The sequence below is a fragment of the Lewinella sp. LCG006 genome (genome assembly GCF_040784935.1).
Classification (GTDB): Bacteria; Bacteroidota; Bacteroidia; order Chitinophagales; family Saprospiraceae; genus Lewinella.
On record NZ_CP160680.1, the window covers coordinates 6,525,026 to 6,547,663 of the forward strand.

The window sequence follows — 22,638 nt, forward strand, 5'->3', positions numbered from 1 at the left end:
ATTTTATCTATCAACACAAGGCGCATTGTAGTCCCAAGACTACAAATTTTATATCTCTCTGGTCTCCTGACCAGCGAAAAAGAGTCAGAGCAAGATGCTGCTCGGGAGACCAGCAGGATATAACAAGTTAGTCTGGGGACTAACTCGCGCGATTTTTGATAGCGCCTACTTACTCTCCACCGCCTTTCTTTTTACGGAAAGGATTGAAATCTTTGATATCTTCTTTGATCTTATCGACGGCATCTCCAGCTTGTTCTTTGAGGGTGGCGGTAGAATCTTTAGGCGTATTGGTGCCTGTGACCTGATCAAGTACCGATTGCCCGCTTTGTTTCAGTTGATTGGCAGCAGCGTTTTTGACCGAATCAGCTAATGCGGTAGCCTGCTGGGTGGCTTTGTCTTTGATTTGGTTGACTTCCTGTTGAACCTGGTCTTTAGCGGCATTTACCTGCTCATTAACGAGGGCTTTGGCTTCGTCCTTGACTGCTTCAGCGACCGTTGTTTCCCCATCGGCACCTAATAATTTAAATCCAACCTTAGGGTCGGTAATGTTTCCGGTAAGGGTAATACGAACATTAAGGTTTTCGGCATCATTGACGTTTACCCCCAACTGATTCGCTTGTTTCACCAGTGAACTTAGTCCCTGGTTAATGGTATTCCCCAATTGGTTATTCCCCAGCTTGGAGCGAGGAATCACTGTATTGATGGCATAGTTCATTTCCTGGGTAAGGCTGTGAGTCCCTGATATATTCATGGGTAAATCAGCCACTTTGATATCAAAAGGCTCCACCGCAAAGGTTCCATTTTCGATGGTAAACCAGGTTTTCAGCCGATCCAGAGTAATGCTTTTCTTTAATTCAGAAATATCTAAAGCGTTGCCAATGGCGGTCAGCGGTTTTAATCCTTCCAGACTGCCATTGAGCGTTTCAAAAAGCCCTTGTGCATTGATAGACTCCAGGGTTGGCATCATGTCCTGGCCTAGCTCGCCAGACATAATGAGGCTACTCGAAAATTTGCCGTTGACCAATTTGCCCACCGGAGCAAAGGCAGCAAAGCTGTTGAAGGTATTGAAGCTTTCCTTGAAATCAAGTTTATCCAGATCGAATTTAAACTGGTAGGTCGGCTTCGCAATGTCCTGGGTGTCATAAGCACCGGTAAATCCTAAATTACCACCAAGCGTGCGCGCAGTACCGTCTTCAATCACCACCGTTTGATCAGCAATCGTCAACTTGCCTTTGAGGTCTTTTAGTTCCATATCGGTATACTGCAAGCGATCTACGGTTGCTCGAATCACCATATTGATGTTCTCCGGGATGGGAATGACGCCGTAGGCTTCTTCGGTACTGCCCGTGGTAGATGTGGCGGGTGTTGTTTCTTCCATAAATGGATTCAGATCAAAGTAGCCAGATTTTACGGTCAGATCGCCCCGGAGTGTGCCATCATTGAAAGCATAATCGAAAGCGTTGAGAATTAAGCCGTTGCCACTGAAATCACTAGCGCCCAGTTTTGATCTCATCTGAGACACCTCCATCCGGTTGGGCTGAATACGGCCCGTCATCGCGGCCTCAGTCAACTCGTAAGTATCATAAACAATACGATTAGCCGTGGCATCAACTTGAAAATCAAAACGATCAAAAATTTCTGTTTCTTCAACAGGTTCGCTGGAGGGTACGGCGGTGGTAGGCGCTTCTTCGGTCATCCATTCGTCCACCAGGAAATAATCGGTATGCGCAGTAAAGCGCCCCCGCATGGTCTTTTCTGGAGAAATGTATGCCAGAATATTGTCGATAGAACCACTGGCACGCAGATCGCTCTTGCCCAGCTTCGCTGAAAAATCAGCCACATTCACTTTCTGTGGTGTGAAGGTTGCTTCTGTAGAATTGATGACGATAGCTGGCAAACCATCGGCTACATACTTGAGATTGCTCACCCCTATTGATCCCGCCATGCGCACTTGTTCATAAGCTTCTTTCTCGATAGTAGATAGTCGGGTTTGAATATCTACATCCGCAGTAATCCGCCCGGTCATCTCCTGAATGCCTTCCATCGGAAAAGCCTGGGCCCACTGACCAAGATCAATGACTCCGTCAACATTGGCTTTTACATCCGGATCAGAAATAGGCGTTTTGACGTTGAACTGAGCGGTGAAGGGATCCTTACCAATGGTCAGGGCAATTTTCTCTGCATTGATAACCATTTGGTCAAGGTCTGAACTAGGGCTATTGACATCCAGCGCAGCCTGGATATTGCTGATCCCCAGAGGCAGATCAGGGTATTTTACATTTCCATCCTTGATTTGGGTACGAATGCGAAATGCGGGATACGTCGTTTCATTGTAGGTACCTTTCACCAAGCCTTCCAGATTAAACGTGCCATTGATGGCTACATCTTCGTAATCTTTGGTGTAAGCATTCGGTATGAGCGACCATAAAGAGCGGAAGTCGCTGCCTGGAGAATTGAATGCCAAATCGAGTAAAATATCTTCTTCCAGGAGTTGAATTTGCCCTTCTGCATTAAGCAGTAGCTCATTGACCCGGAGCTGGTTGTCTTTCAGAACGTAAAGACTTTTCTCAGCATCTATATGAAAAATAGCGTCCAGGGCCAGTTCAGCGTTTTTCAGGTAACTTATCCCATCTTGCCTGACACTCATACTGGCTATGGTCGTTTTGGTATCCAAATCATACTCCGTCAAGGTAAAGTTACCTTCCCCGCTATGGTTTAGGCCTGAAATGGCCAGGTAGATATCTCCTGCACGATCATCATAGGTGACGGTACCATCCGTTATTTCGTAAGATTGCAAAGCGATTTCCAAGGCACTGGCATCAGTTGTTTCCTGCGTAGGCTCCTCTTCCGTTGGTATAGTGATATCATAATTGGCAGCACCATCTTCCAGCACCAATACATTTACGTTGGGCTGATCGAGGTTGACCGAACGGATGGAAAGCGGCTGGTTGCCGAATAATGATCGAATATCGACCGTAATACCTGCCTCTTTGGCACCCAAAAAAGGAATATCAGCAAAGCGATCTTTACCCACCAAGGAAAAATCACTCAATTGCAAGCTGAGGTGAGGGAAGGATCTAAACAAGGAAACATCTACTTCCGCAAAATCAGCAGTAGCGTTAATGTTCTGGTTAATTTGTTCCTTGACAACATCCACCAATTCATCTTTAAAAATGAAGGGGACAGCCAGCAGGGCGCCGACGATTAACACCAGAAAAATGAATAGAATCAGGAATAAACGCTTTAATATTTTCATGCTTAGATGGTTTGCTTTGGTACCGCAACTATAACGACAAATTTACGCTGTGAGTTTTATGAATACCTAAATTCGTCGGCTATTTCGCGGTAATAATAAAAAATCATAATTGTCCGGAGGCTTAGATGATTGCAATGCCCACTTTTACCTACCTTGTGGGGAAATTTTTTCAAAAAAATTTAAGAAATACTTTGGCCAAATATCAATTAGTAGAAGATCAACGCGCGATGGATCGCTTCTACGCGGAATTAAAAGACGCAGACTGGATGTGTTTTGACACAGAATTTGTTGGTGAAAAAAGGTTTCGCACCTTGATCTGCCTCATCCAAGTTACCAGTCCTAGTGGCAACTACCTCTTAGACCCTCTCCGATTACCCAATCTTGACCTACTGCTGGATTTGATCAGCAATCCTGAGATTTTAAAGATCACCCACGCCGGAGAAAACGATTATCGCTTGCTCTACCAGCAATACGGCGTATTGCCACGCAATATCTTCGATACCCAGATCGCAGCTGGCATGCTGGGCTACCACTACCCTAGTGGCCTGGGGAAAATTGTCAGTGGAGAGCTCGACATTAATCTCCGCAAGGGCTATGCCGTCACCGATTGGGAGGCTCGACCTTTTAGTCAGAAACAACTGGATTATGCCTTGGAAGACGTCATTATTCTAGAACCTTTATGGAAAAAACTAAGCAAGCGGCTTGAAGCCGATGGCCGTCTGGAATGGGCCATTGAGGAATGTAAACAACTGGAAACGGAAGAATTCTACTATCAGGATCCTTACCACGAGGCTTTGACCAGCAATCTCATCACCTCCCTGAAAACGAGAGACCAGGTTTTTCTGATGCGTTTATTCAACTGGCGACGCGACGAAGCGGAAAAGCGCGATGAATCCAAAAACCGGATTCTCCAAACCAAGTTGATCAGCCAGATTGTCAAAGCCATGCGGGGAGGAAAGCAAGCGCTAAAGGAAAATCGCAGGATTCCTGAGTTCATCTACCGCAAATACGCTGACCTGTGGACGGAGATGTACGAAAGAGCAGCTACCCAGGAAGAGCTGAATGTCTTGAAGCGTTTGCCCAGCGCACCCAACGAAGACGCCCGGGATGAAGTCCTCCTGGAGCTACTTTATCTCCTGATGAAATACCGCTGCCTCGACGAAAATATCTCCCACGCACTGGTCATGCCACGCAATGCCATCCGTAGAATGAAGAACGATCCCAAAGTGCTGGACAATATTCTCGGAAGCGGATGGCGTGGAGAACTGCTGGGGGAAGAGTTTGTTGACTGGTTGAAAAACTATGACCACCTCGATTTATCGATCAGTGGAGGACAAATTGGAATAAAAATGGCCAACCGGTAAGCAAAAAAGCAAGGTAAGGTGTTGTATGAGCATATTGCCAACAACTTGCGCTTATGAATCAGTTTTTCCGCGGATCATCCTTGCTGTTTTTACTCGTCTTTATCCTCTTTAGTTGCGAAGAAGAGTTTATCCCTCCGGTCATCGACGCGGAAGATCAAATTGTGGTGGAGGGTTACATTGAAGCTGGAGACCGCCCTACCCCACCCTACGTCTTCCTGACCAAGAGTTTCCCTTTTTTCAGTAAGCTGAGCCAGGAAGACCTCAACAATGCCTTCATCAGAGATGCTGAAATTACGGTCTCCGATGGAGAGCAGACCGTCACCCTTACTGAACTATGCCTTGATGACATTCCAGAAGAATTTCGTGACCAAGCAGCCGATTTACTTGGTGTTGCGGTGGATAGTTTGGGCTTCAATTTTTGCGTTTACCTGGATTTGAGCCTGCAAATGCAAGGAGAAGAAGGCAAAACTTATGAGCTTACGGTAAAAACCGGAGACAAAATCATTACGGCCACTACCACCATTCCCTTCGCCGTGCCCCTGGATTCCATTTACTTTGTCCCTCCTCCGGGAGAGCCTAATGATACCCTGGCACAGCTACGCATTATTCTTAACGATCCTCCCGGCGTTCCCAACTACTATCGCTACTTTACCAGAGAAGGTGACGGCCCGTATTTGCGGCCTTTTGCCTCGGTTACGGATGACTTACTCTTCGAAGGCCAACGCTTTGAATTGCCGCTTTCCAAAGCTGAGGAAGCGGATGCAGAATTTGATCAAGCAACGTTTGGTCTTTTTCGCCTGGGGGCGGATGCATCCATCAAATGGATCACACTGGATGAAGCACAGTTCAATTTCTGGAATACCCTGGAATTTAGCCGTGCCAACCAAGGGCCCTTTTCTTCCTACACGCGTATTCAGCACAATGTAGAGGGAGGTTTGGGCATCTGGGGCGGGATAGCCGCTCGCTACTACGACCTCATTGTTGAATACTAATCTTCTTTTCTGCGCAATAGATCGTAGCTTTGCGCCAAAATAAAATTCGAGCAATCATTATGGATAAAAAAGTAATACAAACCAGCGACATCAACATCAAGATTGGTTTGAATGAAGAAAAACTACCCGTTCGTATCGACTGGGACGCCTCTGACAACCCCAATGGCCAGCAAGTTTCCAAGGCGATGCTGCTCGCCTTTTTTGACGAAGAAACCAAAGACACCCTGAAGATTGACCTGTGGACAACGGAGATGCAGGTGATGGAAATGGATCGTTTCTTTTTCCAAACCTTGCGTGGAATGGCTGACACTTACTACAAAGCCACCCAAAATGCGGAGATGGCGACGTCCATGCAGCAGTTTGTTCACTTTTTTGGAGAAAAAACAGGCATCATTAAACCTGGCCAATAGCGGGCAAGGAATTGGTTATCATCCGCTTGTCTTTTCTGGTTGACCACTATCTTCCATGGGCCAGCAAAAGTATCAACTTATTTTCTCGCTTAGATTTGTTCATAAGCTGCAATTTAGGTAGCTTTGCCCTCGGTGGGCGGCATAGGGCCAGCTCCCTTTAATCCCCCAGGGTGGAAACGCAGCAAGGGTACGAGGTTGTAGCGGTTGGTATGTTTGCTCACCTTCTTTTTTTTCTGAAACCTGGCATATTTATGAAGGTTTCAATCCAACCCCACCAAGTCCACTATCAAGTATGAAGTTTTTTATCGACACTGCAAACCTTGACCACATTAAAGAGGCCAAGGCATTAGGCATCCTGGATGGTGTAACCACCAATCCTTCTCTGATGGCGAAGGAAGGCATTACCGGAAAGGACAATATCCTCAAGCACTACGCTACCATTGCGGAAACAGTTGAGGGTGATGTAAGTGCAGAGGTGATCTCTACGGATTTCGCCGGGATGGTTGAAGAAGCTAAAGTACTTGCCGAGATCGCCGACAATATCGTGGTTAAAATCCCGATGATCCTTGACGGTATCAAAGCATTGAGCTGGTGTTCTGAGAATGGTATTCCCACCAATTGTACCCTGGTATTTAGCGGAGCGCAAGCGATCCTGGCTGCAAAAGCAGGAGCAACTTACGTCTCTCCTTTTATTGGTAGAATTGATGATACCAACTGGGAAGGGATGGATTTGATCAAGCAGATCGCAGAGATTTATGCTATCCAAGGTTTTGAAACAGAAATCCTGGCAGCTTCGATCCGTACCTCCAAGCACATCGTTGATGCTGCTATTTCAGGTGCAGATGTTGTCACTTGCCCACTGAGTTCTTACATGGGAATGCTCAAGCACCCCTTGACGGACATTGGTCTAGAACAATTCTTGGCGGATTACCGCAAAGGTAACAGCTAGCTTAGGCAGTTGTCACCGATACTATAGGCCTGATACAGAACGTTATCAGGTAGTTGCCAAAAAGCCATTGGCACACTTAATCAAAGAGGCTATCTATTTTACATACCATTTTGAAGGGAGAGTACTAACTCTCCCTTTTTTATTTTCTAATCCAGACGCCGCACCTTCTTCCCCTTCACCTGCTGCTCATGCCGCTGGACGTAATCTTGGAAGATAGCTTCTTGCTGCTCCGGAGCTGTAGGATTGTTTTCGGCGTAGAAACCTGCCGCCAATCTTTGGCGCAAGCCTTCAAAGACACTTACCGCACAAGCAACTGAAATATTCAAGCTTTGCACCATGCCCATCTGTGGAATCAAAAAATTTCCATCGACGTGGCGAAGTGCCTCTTCACTGACACCATCGTGTTCATTACCGAACAAGAGTGCTACGGAAGTGGTAAGGTCCAAATCATGCAAGGAAACCGCATCTTTGGCCATGTGAGTGGCGTAAATGAAGTCATAATTGGCCCTAACTGCCGAAAAGCAGTTGTCCAGCTGGGTGTAATAGTGAACATCGAGCCATTTGCGTGAACCCGCCGAACTCTTTTTGCCCAGCGTAAGGTAATCCTCCTGGAGGTGCTCTTCCGTATAGAGAATATAGAGGTCTGAGATGCCTACCGCCTCACAACTGCGCATGACAGCACTGATGTTGTGAGGGTCATGGACATTCTCGAGAATGACCGTGAAATTCTTCTGTCGCCGATAAGCTACTTCTCGCAAGCGGGCCCGGCGTTGTTCCGTCATGGGCGCCATTGCTATTCCGCTTTGTTGAATCGGTAATTTTGAAACCGGAGGATATTTACGTACTTATTTTCCCAGCGTTCGACCTGTGGGAATTCCATTCCGCCAGTTGTTGTTGGAGTAATGATCGGTTGGAACTCAAACTTCGTGTGCAATAACTGCTCAGGATTTTGTTCCAATTGCAATTGAAATTTGGTGCCAAAACGCTTGAGCATTTTGCTAAAGTACTTGGACACATCGTAGCCCACAAAGGCTTCCTCCAATGGGATTTCGCCGTATCTTTCGTAGTAACGCCGCTTGAAAGCCCGAATGTCAGGGTTTAAATCATCGAGAAAAACGCTACTACTAACGTGTACATTGAGTTTTTCGTAATAATCGAAATCAATCCGCTCGTAATCCATCCACTGCGGCATGCCATAGACACTTACCTGCTGGTATTGTCCACGATCAAGGTCGAGTTTACGCAGGAAGTTGTAGATAAATGTTTCTTTTGACCACGAAGGCACGATAAAGACAGTTTCCCGATCGAAGCTAAACCATGGCTTGAGGTCAGTAGACTGCATATCTAACCTGGTAGAATCAATCGTCAATCGTTTTAGTGGCTGCGTGTTTGTCAGGCCATTTAGTCGTTCGTACTCTCGCTGAAAATAATCAAACCGCATGGTTTCATTGGGGTCATTGATGGCCACCAAGACAATTTGGTCATACTTGTAGTTGGCCAAAACGTGCTGCATAATGGCCTGGCAGTGCGACTCCAAGGTTGGCTTTACCTGAATGTAGTTGGGATTCTGTGCAGAAACTGCGCTAGAAGCTGAGTGAGGAGAAACCAATACGCCACCAGTACTGCGCACTTTGTTGGCCAAAATCGCTGCATTAGAACGCAAATAAGGCCCAATCACCAAATGAGCCTCGTTGAGGTCGCGATTGCTTCGAGCGAGGTTGGTCACTTCTGCTTCACTGGCTTTAGAGTCCATCACGGTCACATTCAGTGCCACTCCTTCCTCCGACAGCTCATCGAAAGCCATTTCCATACCATTGTAAAACTGCAAGGCCCAGGTAGAGTTAGGCGCAATTCTTCTGTCAATACTGTTGTAACGATCAGAAAGGAAGGGCAACACTACGGAAACATTGTAAGAACTCAATAACTGAGAATTCCCTTCTCCTACACCGATAGGGTTCACGGGGTTACCGCCCGGCCCAGGAGCGACTGGCGCTGAAGTAGAATAGATCGGAGGCTCAATAGAAGACGGAATGTCACGCCATTTCACGGTATCCATAGGGTCCGTAGGCGCATTTTGCACCAGGACATAGGTTCCGGTCGCGGGATCATAAACCCGGCGCCCCTGAATAGGGTCGAGTTCCTCTTTATCCGGCTTTGTGTCCGTGGGATTCCCTTGTGAAATAGGCTTAAAAAGCTCACAAGAACTGAACAGGACAATGGCAATGATGCCGATCGCCGTCAGTAAAACCTGACTGATCTTATTCCCACTCAATGGTTGCTGGTGGCTTTGTGCTGATATCATAAACGACGCGGTTAATTCCTTTAACATGATTGATGATTTCACTGGATATTTTGGCCAGCAAATCGTGCGGTAAGTGGCTCCATTCTGCGGTCATTCCATCGGTGGAATTCACACAACGCAAGGCAACCGTCTTTTCGTACGTACGCTCATCCCCCATGACACCTACCGACTGTACAGGAAGAAGAACAGTACCGGCCTGCCATACTTTATCGTACCATCCGGAAGTACGGAGATTATTGATAAAAATGGCATCTGCCTCTTGCAATAGCGCTACTTTTTCCGGCGTTATCGCCCCCAATATACGAATTCCTAGACCAGGTCCAGGAAATGGATGACGGCCCAGGATATTATCCGGAATATTCAGGGTTTTGCCTACTCTGCGTACCTCATCTTTGAACAACATTCTCAGCGGTTCAACGATCTTCAGGTTGAGGTGTTCGGGTAAGCCACCTACATTGTGGTGCGACTTGATCGTAACGGAAGGGCCATGAACAGAGACTGATTCAATGACGTCGGGGTAGATGGTTCCCTGGCCCAGCCATTTGATATTTTCCAGCTTGGCAGCTTCTTCTTCAAATACTTCAATGAAGACGCGGCCAATTATCTTTCGTTTTCCTTCGGGATCTTGCTCTCCTTCGAGCTCCCGATAAAATTGATTTTTGGCATCAATGCCAAAGACTTGCAAGCCCATCCCCTTATATGAAGCGAGTACTTCTTCGTATTCGCCTTTACGCAGGAGCCCATTGTCGACAAAGAAACAAAACAGTTGTTTGCCAATGGCATGATGAAGCAAAACAGCGGCCACCGTAGAGTCAACTCCGCCAGACAAACCGAGTAGTACACGATCTGAGCCAATCTGCGCTTTCAATGCTGCGATGGTCTCTTCCGCAAAGGAAGCAGGCGTCCAAGACCCCGTGCAACCAGCAATGTCCATCACGAAATTTTTCAACAAGGTTGCCCCTTCCAGACTGTGATAAACTTCGGGGTGGAACTGGAGACCGTAAACGGGTTGGGCGAAAGCATCTTCCTTGGCCCTGAAGGCAGCCACTTCGATACTGTTTGATCCAGCTACCAACTCAAACTGCTCAGGCAATTGAATGATGGTATCACCATGCGACATCCAAACCTGAGAATCAGGAGACATCCCTTTCATCAAAGGATCGTGGGTCGCTTGGGTTTTCAAGCTGGCCTTGCCGTACTCTCGTTTTTGAGAACGTTCTACTTTGCCACCATAGTGGTTAGCCAAATATTGGGCACCATAGCAAACCCCAAGTAAGGGGCGCAGACCAATTACTTTTTCCAACTCAGGGTGGAGGGCATTGTCGTCTTTTACCGAAAATGGGCTCCCTGAGAGAATGACTCCCTTGTAGCTATCATCCAGCTCTGGAATTTTGTTGTAGGGGACAATTTCACTGTAAACATTGAGTTCACGGACCCGGCGGGCAATCAGTTGAGTATACTGTGATCCGAAATCGAGGATCAGGATTTTTTCATTCATGCAGCAAATATAGGCAAGTGACAGGTTAAAATTAAGGAAACCGAAATTTCCTCTTTGGCAAAATCAATTCCAGGTATAATCTTCCGGTACTTGGGCAATCACCGCAAAGGTATCCCCTTTGTTGGTCATGATAGATTGCCACAAAGCTTCCGGCTTTACATTAAAGAGATAATTCGCATCCATTGTTGCCAGCAACCAGGAGCCATACCCCATTTCATCAAGCAACTGGCCATCAGACCAGCCTGCGTAACCGACGAAGAAGCGTATTTGATTTGGGTTTATCAATTCGGAATGAATCAAAAATTTCAGCTTTTCGAAATCTCCACCCCAGTAAACGCCTTGAGCGACTTTCACACTTCCTTCCAGTAAATCGCCTACACTATGAAGGTAATGAACAGAGTCCATCTGCACGGGGCCCCCAAAAAATACTTCTGCGTCGAAATCGGGAAAGTCATCAATGAGTTCATCGATTTTTGTTTGCAGAGGGCGGTTAAGAATAAATCCTACGCTCCCCTCCTCCTTGCTGTGATCACACAACAAGACAGCTGCACGTTTAAAGTTGGGATCAACCATAAACGGTTCTGCTAACAGAATTCGCCCTCGCTCCAAAAATAATTCCGACATACCGGTAATTGGCTAAATTGGCAGAACAAGTCTAGTATTATAAACTGCTCGTTTCGAGCTTACGGTCAATCCGGCGAATCAATCCTCGTAGAACACTACCTTTGCCACCAGCTTCGATAAACTCCGTATAACCATCCATGGCCATCTGCTGCACCGTTTGCGTCCAGCGTACGGGTGCGGTCAGCTGCTTCACCAGGTTTTCTTTGATGATGGCAGGATCTGTGTGCGCCTGGGCATCAACATTTTGATAAATAGGGCAACGTGGTGTCTTGAAATTCGTAGCCTCAATGGCAGCCGCCAATTTATCCTGCGCTGGTTGCATCAATGGAGAGTGAAAAGCACCGCCCACAACCAAAGGCACCACCTTCATCGCACCTGCAGCTTTCAATTGCTCGCTAGCAGCTTCCACTCCGGGAATACTCCCCGAAATCACCAACTGCCCGGGGCTGTTGTAGTTGGCTGGCACCACGACATCGCTGATGCCCGCGCAAATTTCTTCTACGACCTGATCATCCAGTCCGATAACGGCAGCCATGGTACTTTCTTCGAGTTCACAAGCTTCCTGCATAGCCAATGCTCGTGCATAAACCAAGCGCAAACCATCGGCAAAATCCATAGCACCAGCGGCTACAAGTGCCGAAAATTCTCCTAAACTGTGTCCAGCAACTCCTTCAGGAGCAAAGTCCTCTCCTGCCAATGCGACTTTAATGACCGAGTGCAAAAAGATAGCTGGTTGGGTCACCTTCGTCTCCTTCAATTCTTCTTCAGTGCCATTAAACATGACATCGGAAAGACGAAACCCCAAGAGTTCATTGGCTTCTTCAAACATGGCTTTAGCAAGTGGTTGCTCTTCGTAAAGATCTTGTCCCATGCCTGTAAACTGGGCACCTTGCCCTGGAAAAACGTATGCTTTCATAAGAGTAAATTAATGCAACTTCGCATTGATCAAGTTCAAAAATTCATTGCGGGTTTCCACCTTTTGAAACTCCCCCGTAAAGGCCGAAGTGGTGGTGATGGAGTTCTGTTTTTGCACCCCACGCATCATCATACACATGTGCCGAGCTTCAATGACGACTGCTGCACCCTGAGGTTGTAGCGTCCGTTGGATACTGTGCAGAATTTGGTCCGTTAGTCGCTCCTGTACCTGTAGCCTTCGGGCAAAAACATCAATGACCCGAGGAATCTTACTGAGGCCAACAATGTAGCCATTTGGGATATAGGCGACGTGAGCTTTGCCAAAAAAGGGCAGCACGTGGTGTTCACACAAGGAATACAATTCGATATCTTTGACAATGACCATTTCACTGTAATCTTCGCGGAACATGGCCGAGCGTAAAATTTCCTCGGCGTCTTGCGCGTAGCCCTGAGTAAGGAATTGCATGGCTTTAGCTGCCCTCTCAGGCGTTTTCACCAAGCCTTCTCTAGTGACATCCTCACCTAATTGACCGATCATCTCCCCAAAATGCGATTGCAGCCTTGCGGTTACCTCATCGTCGTATTCCTCGTAATGCTGGTATGCCATAATCACTTGTTTGTACCGCAAAGCTAAGGAAAAGTTAGCCGTTCTAAAGCCCCCTCGTCCGATCAAGCATCAAATTAATCTAAAAAATGGAAGGGTTATTCGGAGGCTGTACTAACTTTACGACGAAATAATCAGGAATGAAGTTATTTTTATCGCTTACTACCTTTGCAAATAATTTGGGAAGCATCCCCTTGCTCGCCAAAGCTGGCAGGGTCGCTTACCATGCTGTTTTCTGGGTAGCTCTTTTTGCCTTTCTACTATACTTTGATGACTCGGGCCTTTCTACCCTTGATCGTTGGTGGAATGAATTGATCAATCTTCTTTTCTATGCTGTCATCGTTTATTTTAATCTTTTTTACCTCATTCCCAATTACCTGACCAAGAAACGCTTCCTTACTTATCTCTTACTGCTACTGGCTGTCACCCTGATTTTGACACCACTCAGAGTGATCTTTCTGTATTTCCGCTTTAGCGGAATTCCGCAATTGCAAAACACCCTACTGGGCAATCTCGACCTTTACTTTCTACTCACCTTCACCATCGGCGGAGGCTCTACCGTGCTGAAAATCGTGAGCGATTGGTTTAAACAACTGAGAGAGAAACAGGAGTTGGAAACCCAAACGATGCAATCAGAGCTGCGTTTTCTCAAAAGCCAGATCAACCCTCATTTTCTGTTCAACACCCTGAACAACCTTTACGCGCTGACCTTGAAAAAATCCGATAAAGCACCAGAGATCGTCATCAAACTCTCGGAGATGATGCGCTATATGCTTTACGAATGCAACGAAAAACGGGTACCGCTCTACAAAGAAGTTAATTATTTGAAGAATTACCTCGACCTGGAGCAACTCCGCCAACACGACAATATCAGCATCAACTTTCAAGTCGACGGACACGTGAGTGATCAGCAGATCGCGCCGCTTCTGTTTATTCCTTTTTTGGAAAACAGCTTCAAGCACGGACTCAACACCCAGCTCAAGGACGGCTTTGTAAACATTCACCTTCAGGTAAAACAGAAATCCGTTGATTTTAAAATAGAAAACAGCAAAGGACAAACCATCGCCAGCCCAGATAATCGCCCTAGTGGAGGGATTGGCCTGGTAAACGTTCGCAGACGGCTCAACCTATTGTACCCGGATCATTATCAATTAAGGGTGAGCAATACGCCGAATACTTTCGCTGTACATTTGACCATTGACTTGGAATGATTATCTTCCGTCTTGAAATAACCCGCTAAACAATCACCATTATGATAAACGTACTTATCGTTGACGACGAACCACTAGCCCAAGATGTGCTGGAAACCTATATTGAGAAAATGCCCGACCTCAACCTCGTGCAAAAGTGCAATAATGCACTAGAGGCCAATGAGGCACTCAAATCCAACGATATTGACCTGATGTTTTTAGATATTCAGATGCCCCAGCTTACGGGTACTGATTTTCTGCGTTCCCTCGTTAATCCACCCGTCGTTATTTTCACCACCGCCTACTCCAACTACGCGGTGGATGGTTTTGAACTCAATGCGCTGGACTACTTGCTGAAGCCCATCTCTCTGGAGCGTTTTTTGAAAGCAGCCAATAAAGCCGTAGCTCAGATTGAGCTAAAGAAAGCAGCGGCGGCCGGAGGAAGTGCCAACAAAGAAGAAGCAGACATTCAGGCCGAAGCAGACTTCATGTTTGTGAAAGCAGATAAAAAACTGGTGAGGGTTTATTATGACGATGTGGTCTACATCGAAGGCCTGAAAGACTACGTGATCATCCGTTTGAAAGACACGCGGATTGTGACCCTACAGACCATGAAAAGCCTGGAAGACAAGCTACCCACAGCCATTTTCAAGCGCATCCACCGCTCTTACATCGTCAACATCGGCAAGATTGATGCCGTCATGGGCAACATGGTAGAAGTACAGGAAAAAGGACAAGTGAAGCACCTCCCCGTAGGCAAAAATTACCGGGATGAGTTGTTGGATTTGATTAATCAGAATCGGTTGTAGGGGGATCACGTAGTTCTTCAAGATGAAATACGTGCGCAATCCTTGCTGATGGGCTTCTTTTGTTTTCTTTGCTTTTTGTTTTGTGAATGAGGGAACGAAATTAGGGAATAGATAATCAATTGAAAAACGAGGAATTGGGAGGGGTGGAAGATGGGGGGATTCAACGGTTTGGCTACGCGCCGTGCGACGAAGGAGCATGGACGTCATAGCCTGTATTGGGCACAGTTTCATATTCGTATAACAGTATTGATTTAACCAAACAGTGACTGAAGGCTAGCTAAAACTGGCTCGGTCCAAGCATTACCTGCCACTCCTAACAATATGCCGTGTATAGTTTCCAAAGACTGCGAAATGATTGATTTCTTGGGCTCACTTTTCTTCAGTTGTAGCATCAATCTTTGTATCTCCACGAGCATATCTTCTTTTCCATCAAAATCATCCTTTGGCATTTCTTTATTGATGATTTCTATAAATTCGGTAATCCTCCTAATATAGTCATCAGGATATTCTCCTTGCTGAATATTGACACCATAAGCAGAGTTGATCTGATTATTATCTCCAATATTTAAGGTAGAACCACTTCCTACGAAGTATGTCGAACTTCTAATCTTTTGACTTTCCTGTTCGCTTTTCCACTCAGTGAAAGAACCAAATTCGATTACCTCGTATCCTTTTCTTGTCAATACGTACATATTCTTTTCCTTGGAAACTAGCTCGATGGCTTCCATTTTTCTCAGTGCTATCAATTTTTCCGAGGCAATATCCTTCGAAACTGCCATACTACCCTTTTGATTCATTTCATCCAATAACTGATCAATAATCGAACCCATAATTGATTTGGTTTTTAATAATTCAAATGTACTCACAATAAGTTCAAAATCTTCTCTATTTTCAAATACTTTATCTTTAGTCTCAATGACGGTTTCTTCATTGTTCCTAATCGAAAAAGAAGTAATCTCGCTTACATCAATGTATACCTCTCTATCAGCTTCTTTTTGAAGCCCCTTCATTCGTAGTTCTAATAAACTTAATGGAGATTTTCGCCTAATTTTACCCTTAATAACTTTCATTGTTAACCCTCTCCTTTACTATTGTTTAATGTCTGTCCCATGTGCAGAATTTATATCATTACCATCCCCAATGTTTAAAGCTGCTCTATCACCCGTATTCATTACATTTATCTGCTTCATAACGAATGTGATGACTTGATTAACTTCTTCTTTTTCTTCAACCTTGAGACTTGATCCATCAGCGTTTTCTGGAAGCTTTTTCTCTAATTCAAGTAGTAGGTCTAAAAATTTACTACGAATCTCAGACAAAACTTGAGTTACGGAAATTTTATGCTTACCGATAACAAAAAAGCCTCAACGCATGACCTCGCTACACTCCGTCAGGCGTTGAGGCTTTTTTGTTGGGTACAGTTCATTAATCCTCAAAACAATATTCGAATCAGCTCCTTACCGTTTGAACCCGATAAGCGCTCTACTTTCCATCTCAAATGGCTTCATCATATCTAAGAACTTGACAACGTATTCCCTAATTTTGGATTCCGTAACATCACTGGGCTCAAGAAGGTCAATTTGAACATAAGATTCTTTACAATACGCAATTTCCTCGACATAAGGATTTTCAATCCAAACACTAATTTTTCCACTGAAAAGTTGTCCAAAGTGAAGAGCCCCTCCAATGTACATATAAGATCGTTTCTCCTCTATATTTACTATTCCACTTGGAAAGTTCTCCATTGACAGGTAAATAGACTCTCTATTTGTTAGCGTTTCATGCTTATCAACGTGCCATGGAAAATCATAGGAAGATACGATCCCTCTTAGGACATCATTAATCAACGCCTTTTTTCCATCTTTCCACAAAAGTCTTTTTTCTTCAATAATTTTCTGCGACTTCTTGAACGAGTCTATTTTTTCTTGGATTTGGTCCATGTTTTTATTCTTTAGAACAATCTCTAGTGCTTATAAAGTTTTAATTGAACTTGTAATTCAAATTCATTGACACCAAAAAAGTATATTAATCACCATTAGAAACGAGCCTTTTCCCAAGTTAAGGCAGGCAAAATTTTAACACTACTTTCGATAGCTCATAAGGTTGTATATAATACGTGTAATCAATTCCCTAAACTCCTCATCAGTTTCTTCCATGGCCTTTCTTCCATGGCCTTATTAAGGTTCAAAATGTCAACAAACTTTGGAAAATCAATTAATTCTATAGCTTCCACAAAGTTATTCTTCAGAACTTTCATTTTCGCTGCATGTGCAAAGTTTGAATACTTCTTAGCTGTAGTGACGAAAATTGCTCTCTTGTTATTATTAATAGCCATTGCGCCGATCAGTTCTCTTATAGGCACCACTCCCTCAGTTGAATTTGGTTTTGTTCTTCTTTTCACTTGAACTACTGTCGTTTCATTCTCTGAATCGATTAGCAGTAGATCAATTCCCCCATCATTACTTTTCCCCACATGGACTACTTGACAATCTAAATGATCTTTCAGAATATCTCCCACTAACCTTTCAAAAACGGTTGGATTTACACCATATGCAATTTCTGGTCTTTTAGATAGCTCTCGTCGTAAGGTCTCGATTGGAAGTTCTTTACAGTCAACTGAATATTGTCTCAAAATCCCCAATACTCTTTCAGACTGAAACTGACTTACACCTTCCCCTAGATATAATGATTCTTCACGACTTAAATACCACCATCCACATTTAGGACAATCATAAACAATAGTTGTATTGTCATACCCAAAAGTTCCTACATCCGGAACTTCCTTCACTGGAGTCTGAAGTTTTGTTTGACAAAACTTACATTTTTCATAGTGACTGTCGAAAAATTTATTTGTGATTTTTTCATAGAGTGGACTCTCATGGTCACCAAAGAAATCATGATTAAATTCTGGAATATATCGTGAATAATCTAACAATATTGGTTTTATCTTACTCATTTACCAATCATTATACGATTACTTAAATATTAATACTTATTCTCTAATTGTGCCAACTCTGGCTTGAGCGCAGGCAGAGGAACGAGGCTTGTCGCACAAGCTTTGTTCTGCGCATTCATTATATTTCTATTAGTCCAATTGAGTCATATAATAGATCAAATATATATTGCGAACTCCAATCACCAGCATGGTACCTTTTTAGTATTTCTAATAGAGATAAGGTAGTCATACAAGCCTGATCTTTCATCTTTACATATCTCATCATCTGATCAGGAAAATCAATTTGATTTCTTTCGTTAGGGGGGACTTGAATGTGTGTTGCAACAATTAGAAGGCCTTGAGGAATGGTCTTTTGAGTATCATAAAATTCACTACTCCATTTTTCTAATTGGGTTGCAAAGCTCTCTTGAGCTGTGCCACGAACACCTTTTACTTCGCATACGATATATTTATCGTTTCGACTTATTATAAAGTCCACTCTGTTTTTTTCGGCACCTCTAGAAATTGTCAAACCCAAATAAGTGAAAATTGCTTCAATTGCACTTTCAAGTTGATCACCTGTTGAAGAAAGGATACTCTTAAATTGAGTCAACACTCTTAATCTTTCATTGTAATTTCTCAATTTGTACTCGAGAGTGAGAATTTCGCTCTCAACTTCTTGAATAGATTTACGTATATCAGCCTCTTCTAATATTTGTATTTCTTCTACCCACTCAGGAACAGTTTCAGATACATCTCTTCCTAGAGACCTTGAAAGATTTTTAGTAAATGATATGATTGAATCAGCTAATATCATTTGCTCTACCTGATCAGACTCTAATAAACTATCATTTATCTTAGGTAAATAGTAAATACGTCCTTTGTCAAAGAATTTAATTCCAGCAACGATTTCGTTGGAATTCCTGATCTTCAAGAGAGGTATATCAACTTCATTCTTCCTTAAAGTGTATTCGTACTTGAAAAGTCTTGGCCTATCTAGCTTATTTAGTGCTACTTCCACTACTTCACTACATGGCTCTATATTTATCCCTGAATTACTAAGTTTGGTCAATTGATGGCCTTCGGGTAATAAAGGTACTTTATTAATCCGCATGTATACTTGGCCATCTTCATCCTCATCAACACTGTATGTTTCAGCTTGGCCAGTAACAAAAGCAACAATACTTTTTCCAGATTTAAGATGAGCTTCTACCTGTTTACTCTTAATTCTGTATTCCTCATCTATTTGATCTTGATATCTCTGGTCATAAAAAGCCTCTATTGGAACTGCTATATCAGATAAATCAATAAAAACTAAATCTGCATCAATCAAGGAATCTGACGAACTGATGTCCTGTATTGTATATCCAAAGTCATGATTAATAAGCTTATTAAAAGGCCCCTTAATCTGGATTATTGTTCGTATTTCAGACATCCTTTTATTAGTTGATACATATACAAAAATAGCTAATATACATTTCGAATTCAACAATAAGGACTGTCTCTTCGATAATTAAAGTTGCGCAGAACTTACTCATATACAAACAAAATACCCCTTTTGACGTACTTTTACAAAAAGAGAAATCATCAAAAGAGTTACGATGCTTTGCAAGGTTGGTCGGCTCACTTGAGTATTACGGTAGTCTTGTCCAAAAGTTCTTGAATGACATATTTATTTGGTGCTAGGCCCAAGCACATCCGATTTCCGCCCTTCCTCCTCTCACTTTTGGTGCGTATTTTTTTTACGGGTTATAGCTAAGAGGGCATTTCTCCTTCCCCCCTATCATCCCCACACTCCCCCATCACCTCATAATCCCCATTCAAATAAAAGTCCAAGTCCGTCGCATTTTGCTCGTAAAACTCATCTGCGGGAATACCATCAATGACATACACCCTACGGAATTTCATTTTTCCACCCACGAAGTAGAGTTCCTTGATAAATTCGCGTCCTTTTTTATCGCTATGAATCTTTTTCTTGTTTTTCAATTATCTGTGATTTATTAGAGTTGTTATGCTGGGACAAGTTTTGCTGCAAGCGGAAAATTTCATCCTGAACTTCGTTAGATTTTTCGCCGAATTGCCCGCATTCGGCTGCAAAATCTGTCTCGTTCAGAATAAAATTTTATCGCTTTCGCTAAAACAGCCCCCAGCAGAACAACTCTATTAGAAAGTACAGCTTGGAATTCTTTGTTATATATAAAATTTTTATATCTTAGCAAAGTCTTAGTGCTTCAACCTTTTTTAATCCCATGAACATGTCAGGAAGCCGGCTCATTTGGGTCGGCTTCTTTGTTTTTGGAGAAGTCCTATGAGGTATCTGCCGCGGAGGCGCGGAGGTACGGCGTTTTTTTTTAGCCACGAAGGCACTAAAACACAAAATAGCACAGAATATTTTTTGTGTACTTTGGTGTTTTTGAGCTTTAGTGGCTATTCCTGTTACATTCCGTAAACATATGAGATACGGTCCCGACTAGTAAGTTGGGATTATGGAATTCCTCTAAAAATCTCTGCGCCTCCGCGCCCCTGCCTGCAAGGCCAGCTTGCTGGCAGGCAGGTCCGCGGCAAATTATTTTTCAAAGTGAGAACTACTATACCTACAAAGGAATATTCCCGTGCTTCTTCTTCGGCAGCTTTTTGGATTTGTTTTCCAACATCGCAAAGCCTTTGATCAATTTACGGCGGGTAGCGCGTGGGTGGATGACTTCATCGACGAAGCCGCGTTCAGCCGCGAGATAGGGGTTGGCGAATTTCTCCTTGTACTCGGCTTCTTTCTGTGCCAACATGGCCTCCTGGTCTTCTGCTGCCAGGATTTCTTTGCGGAAGATGATCTCCGAAGCGCCTTTGGCACCCATTACGGCGATTTCCGCGGTGGGCCAGGCAAAATTGAGGTCAGCACCAATGTGCTTGGAGTTCATCACGTCGTAGGCACCACCGTAGGCTTTACGGGTGATGAGCGTGATCCGGGGTACGGTAGCTTCGCTGAAAGCATACAATAGTTTTGCACCATTGACAATGATGCCGTTCCACTCCTGGTCGGTGCCAGGCAAGAATCCGGGAACGTCAACCAAGACCAGCAAAGGAATGTTGAAACTATCACAAAAACGCACAAAACGTGCTGCTTTCCGCGACGACTCTACATCCAGTACCCCCGCAAGGCTTAAAGGTTGGTTGCCAACAATCCCGATACTGCGGCCACCAAGACGGGCGAAGCCTACGATGATATTGTCGGCATAATGCTCATGGATTTCGAAGAAGGACGCTTCGTCGACGATGCCGCCAACTACTTCGCGCATATCATAAGGCTGCTGGGGGTTGCCAGGCATCAGTCCAGCCAGGTCTTCCCGCCACTCATCACCCAGGGCATAAGGTAACTTAGGCGCTTGCTCCTCACAGTTTTGCGGAAGGTAGCTCAGCAGGGTCTTTATTTTTTCAAGACAATCGATATCATTGCCGGCCGTGAGGTGGGTTACCCCCGATTTGGTAGCGTGCGTCATTGCGCCACCGAGTTCTTCTGCCGTAACTTCTTCGTTGGTCACGGTTTTGACCACGTTAGGGCCCGTTACAAACATGTAGCTACTTTGCTCTACCATGACAGAGAAGTCGGTCATGGCAGGGGAATACACGGCACCACCCGCGCAAGGGCCCATAATGGCCGAGATTTGCGGAATCACCCCGGAGGCCATAACGTTGCGGTAGAAAATATCGGCATAACCTCCCAATGATTTCACTCCTTCCTGGATACGTGCCCCGCCGGAGTCGTTGAGTCCGATGACTGGGGCACCATTTTCCATGGCGAGATCCATGATCTTACAAATCTTTTCGGCGTGTGTTTCTGATAAAGAACCTCCGAAAACGGTAAAATCCTGGGCATAGACATAGACAAAGCGGCCATTGACGGTACCGTAGCCCGTGACTACCCCATCACCGGGAATGCGCTGATTTTCCATTCCGAAATCGGCACTACGGTGCATGACCAGTGCGCCAATTTCTTCAAATGATCCTGGATCGAGAAAGAAATGTAGGCGCTCACGCGCAGTGAGTTTCCCTTTTTCGTGTTGGGTAGCAATACGTTTTTTCCCTCCACCAAGCTGGGCATTGGCGAGTTTATCTTCCAGAAGTTGCAGTTTGTCTTGCATGCTTATTTTGGTTGAGCGATAATTTTTCGAAATTAACATAAGGTTTACCTCCGGTGCTGCCGGCCGGCCGCCTTTGTCTGATCGAATAAGGCAAGCCTCACACCTTAATTGAACAGTTTGCCGATGGTGGCAGCGTGGTTTTCCATTTGTTTTTCAATGATGGTGTTGATCTTTTGTTCAAGATCTGCATCCCTTGGCTTAGCGGTAAACACTTGGTAGAAAACATAGTTCTGGCCCACTTGCTTGCCTTTGCCCCGTTCATTGTTTTGCAGGCGTGTCTGCCAAATACTTTGCTCATGGGGCGGATAAGCAATGACCAGGATCACGCAGCCATCTTCTTCGAAGCGGTCTTCGTAGTTATAGGCTCCCTGTTCTCGGTCCAGTCCTTTTTCAAAATAAAAGCCGGCAATGCTGTAGCGCTCCTGCGCCTCCCGACTTTCCAGGAAATTTTTGGTGTCTTCCGTAAACCCTTCCAGCCGAGAATAGGCTCCTTCCAAATCCGCCACTTCCAGACGAATATCATTAAAGAAATCGTAGAAAACCTGACGTTTTGGAGAAAAGGAACTCGCTATGCGATCATCCGCTCCACAGGCGAAAAGGCTAAAAGAAACTACCCACAAGATAATAAAACGAAGCAAAAGTATAGATTTCATG

The 22,638-nt window shown here is 44.5% G+C and carries 21 protein-coding genes; 6 read left to right on the forward strand and 15 right to left on the reverse strand.

Annotated elements, in window-relative coordinates; genetic code table 11:
• Positions 1 to 169: 169 nt before the first annotated feature.
• Positions 170 to 3,256 carry an AsmA-like C-terminal region-containing protein gene (locus AB0L18_RS23850; protein WP_367389832.1) on the reverse strand — a complete coding sequence of 1,029 codons (3,087 nt, stop codon included), beginning with the start codon at positions 3,254 to 3,256 and terminating at the stop codon, positions 170 to 172.
• A gap of 191 nt (positions 3,257 to 3,447) precedes the next feature.
• Between AB0L18_RS23850 and AB0L18_RS23855 the strand changes: the two genes are divergently transcribed.
• From AB0L18_RS23855 to fsa, 4 genes are all read left to right on the forward strand, one after another.
• Positions 3,448 to 4,620, forward strand: a complete 1,173-nt coding sequence (locus AB0L18_RS23855) for a ribonuclease D (protein WP_367389833.1) — start codon at positions 3,448 to 3,450, stop codon at positions 4,618 to 4,620.
• A 53-nt stretch (positions 4,621 to 4,673) separates the two neighbouring features.
• Positions 4,674 to 5,612 (forward strand): DUF4249 domain-containing protein, encoded by a 939-nt coding sequence (locus AB0L18_RS23860; RefSeq protein ID WP_367389834.1) that lies wholly within the window; start codon positions 4,674 to 4,676, stop codon positions 5,610 to 5,612.
• 59 nt (positions 5,613 to 5,671) lie between these two features.
• A complete protein-coding gene (gene gldC / locus AB0L18_RS23865) occupies positions 5,672 to 6,022 on the forward strand; it encodes a gliding motility protein GldC (RefSeq protein ID WP_367389835.1) in 351 nt (116 codons plus the stop codon).
• A 292-nt stretch (positions 6,023 to 6,314) separates the two neighbouring features.
• The gene (gene fsa, locus AB0L18_RS23870; protein ID WP_367389836.1) at positions 6,315 to 6,971 is read left to right on the forward strand and encodes a fructose-6-phosphate aldolase; all 657 of its coding nucleotides are present in this window, start codon (positions 6,315 to 6,317) and stop codon (positions 6,969 to 6,971) included.
• 146 nt (positions 6,972 to 7,117) lie between these two features.
• On the opposite strand, the gene AB0L18_RS23875 is transcribed toward fsa, so the two are convergent.
• From AB0L18_RS23875 to folE, 6 genes are all read right to left on the reverse strand, one after another.
• Positions 7,118 to 7,762: a TrmH family RNA methyltransferase gene (locus AB0L18_RS23875; RefSeq protein WP_367389837.1), complete on the reverse strand. Its 645-nt coding sequence runs from the start codon at positions 7,760 to 7,762 to the stop codon at positions 7,118 to 7,120.
• A gap of 2 nt (positions 7,763 to 7,764) precedes the next feature.
• The gene (locus AB0L18_RS23880; RefSeq protein ID WP_367389838.1) at positions 7,765 to 9,273 is read right to left on the reverse strand and encodes a hypothetical protein; all 1,509 of its coding nucleotides are present in this window, start codon (positions 9,271 to 9,273) and stop codon (positions 7,765 to 7,767) included.
• Positions 9,230 to 10,771, reverse strand: coding sequence for a glutamine-hydrolyzing GMP synthase (guaA, locus tag AB0L18_RS23885; protein WP_367389839.1), 1,542 nt, complete (start codon positions 10,769 to 10,771; stop codon positions 9,230 to 9,232). The genes AB0L18_RS23880 and guaA overlap by 44 nt, the downstream gene beginning before the upstream one ends.
• A 63-nt stretch (positions 10,772 to 10,834) precedes the next feature.
• On the reverse strand, positions 10,835 to 11,395 hold the full coding sequence (locus AB0L18_RS23890; protein ID WP_367389840.1) for a YqgE/AlgH family protein: 561 nt from the start codon (positions 11,393 to 11,395) through the stop codon (positions 10,835 to 10,837).
• Between the two features lie 37 nt (positions 11,396 to 11,432).
• Positions 11,433 to 12,311, reverse strand: a complete 879-nt coding sequence (gene fabD, locus AB0L18_RS23895) for an ACP S-malonyltransferase (RefSeq protein WP_367389841.1) — start codon at positions 12,309 to 12,311, stop codon at positions 11,433 to 11,435.
• A gap of 9 nt (positions 12,312 to 12,320) precedes the next feature.
• Positions 12,321 to 12,917: a GTP cyclohydrolase I FolE gene (gene folE / locus AB0L18_RS23900; RefSeq protein WP_367389842.1), complete on the reverse strand. Its 597-nt coding sequence runs from the start codon at positions 12,915 to 12,917 to the stop codon at positions 12,321 to 12,323.
• Between the two features lie 137 nt (positions 12,918 to 13,054).
• Between folE and AB0L18_RS23905 the strand changes: the two genes are divergently transcribed.
• Positions 13,055 to 14,125: a sensor histidine kinase gene (locus AB0L18_RS23905; protein WP_367389843.1), complete on the forward strand. Its 1,071-nt coding sequence runs from the start codon at positions 13,055 to 13,057 to the stop codon at positions 14,123 to 14,125.
• Between the two features lie 41 nt (positions 14,126 to 14,166).
• Positions 14,167 to 14,913 (forward strand): LytR/AlgR family response regulator transcription factor, encoded by a 747-nt coding sequence (locus tag AB0L18_RS23910; RefSeq protein WP_367389844.1) that lies wholly within the window; start codon positions 14,167 to 14,169, stop codon positions 14,911 to 14,913.
• Between the two features lie 251 nt (positions 14,914 to 15,164).
• Here the strand turns inward: AB0L18_RS23910 and AB0L18_RS23915 are convergent, their stop codons facing one another.
• From AB0L18_RS23915 to AB0L18_RS23950, 8 genes are all read right to left on the reverse strand, one after another.
• Entirely contained in the window at positions 15,165 to 15,983 is an 819-nt protein-coding gene (locus AB0L18_RS23915; RefSeq protein WP_367389845.1) for a hypothetical protein, read from the reverse strand.
• Between the two features lie 18 nt (positions 15,984 to 16,001).
• On the reverse strand, positions 16,002 to 16,232 hold the full coding sequence (locus tag AB0L18_RS23920; RefSeq protein ID WP_367389846.1) for a hypothetical protein: 231 nt from the start codon (positions 16,230 to 16,232) through the stop codon (positions 16,002 to 16,004).
• 138 nt (positions 16,233 to 16,370) lie between these two features.
• Positions 16,371 to 16,853, reverse strand: a complete 483-nt coding sequence (locus AB0L18_RS23925) for a hypothetical protein (RefSeq protein WP_367389847.1) — start codon at positions 16,851 to 16,853, stop codon at positions 16,371 to 16,373.
• A 182-nt stretch (positions 16,854 to 17,035) separates the two neighbouring features.
• Positions 17,036 to 17,869, reverse strand: a complete 834-nt coding sequence (locus AB0L18_RS23930; protein WP_367389848.1) for a restriction endonuclease — start codon at positions 17,867 to 17,869, stop codon at positions 17,036 to 17,038.
• 118 nt (positions 17,870 to 17,987) lie between these two features.
• Positions 17,988 to 19,283, reverse strand: a complete 1,296-nt coding sequence (locus tag AB0L18_RS23935; RefSeq protein ID WP_367389849.1) for a hypothetical protein — start codon at positions 19,281 to 19,283, stop codon at positions 17,988 to 17,990.
• 320 nt (positions 19,284 to 19,603) lie between these two features.
• Entirely contained in the window at positions 19,604 to 19,834 is a 231-nt protein-coding gene (locus AB0L18_RS23940; RefSeq protein WP_367389850.1) for a hypothetical protein, read from the reverse strand.
• Between the two features lie 608 nt (positions 19,835 to 20,442).
• Positions 20,443 to 21,984: an acyl-CoA carboxylase subunit beta gene (locus AB0L18_RS23945; RefSeq protein ID WP_367389851.1), complete on the reverse strand. Its 1,542-nt coding sequence runs from the start codon at positions 21,982 to 21,984 to the stop codon at positions 20,443 to 20,445.
• Positions 21,985 to 22,088: 104 nt separating this feature from the next.
• Positions 22,089 to 22,637 carry a hypothetical protein gene (locus AB0L18_RS23950; RefSeq protein WP_367389852.1) on the reverse strand — a complete coding sequence of 183 codons (549 nt, stop codon included), beginning with the start codon at positions 22,635 to 22,637 and terminating at the stop codon, positions 22,089 to 22,091.
• Position 22,638 lies beyond the last annotated feature (1 nt).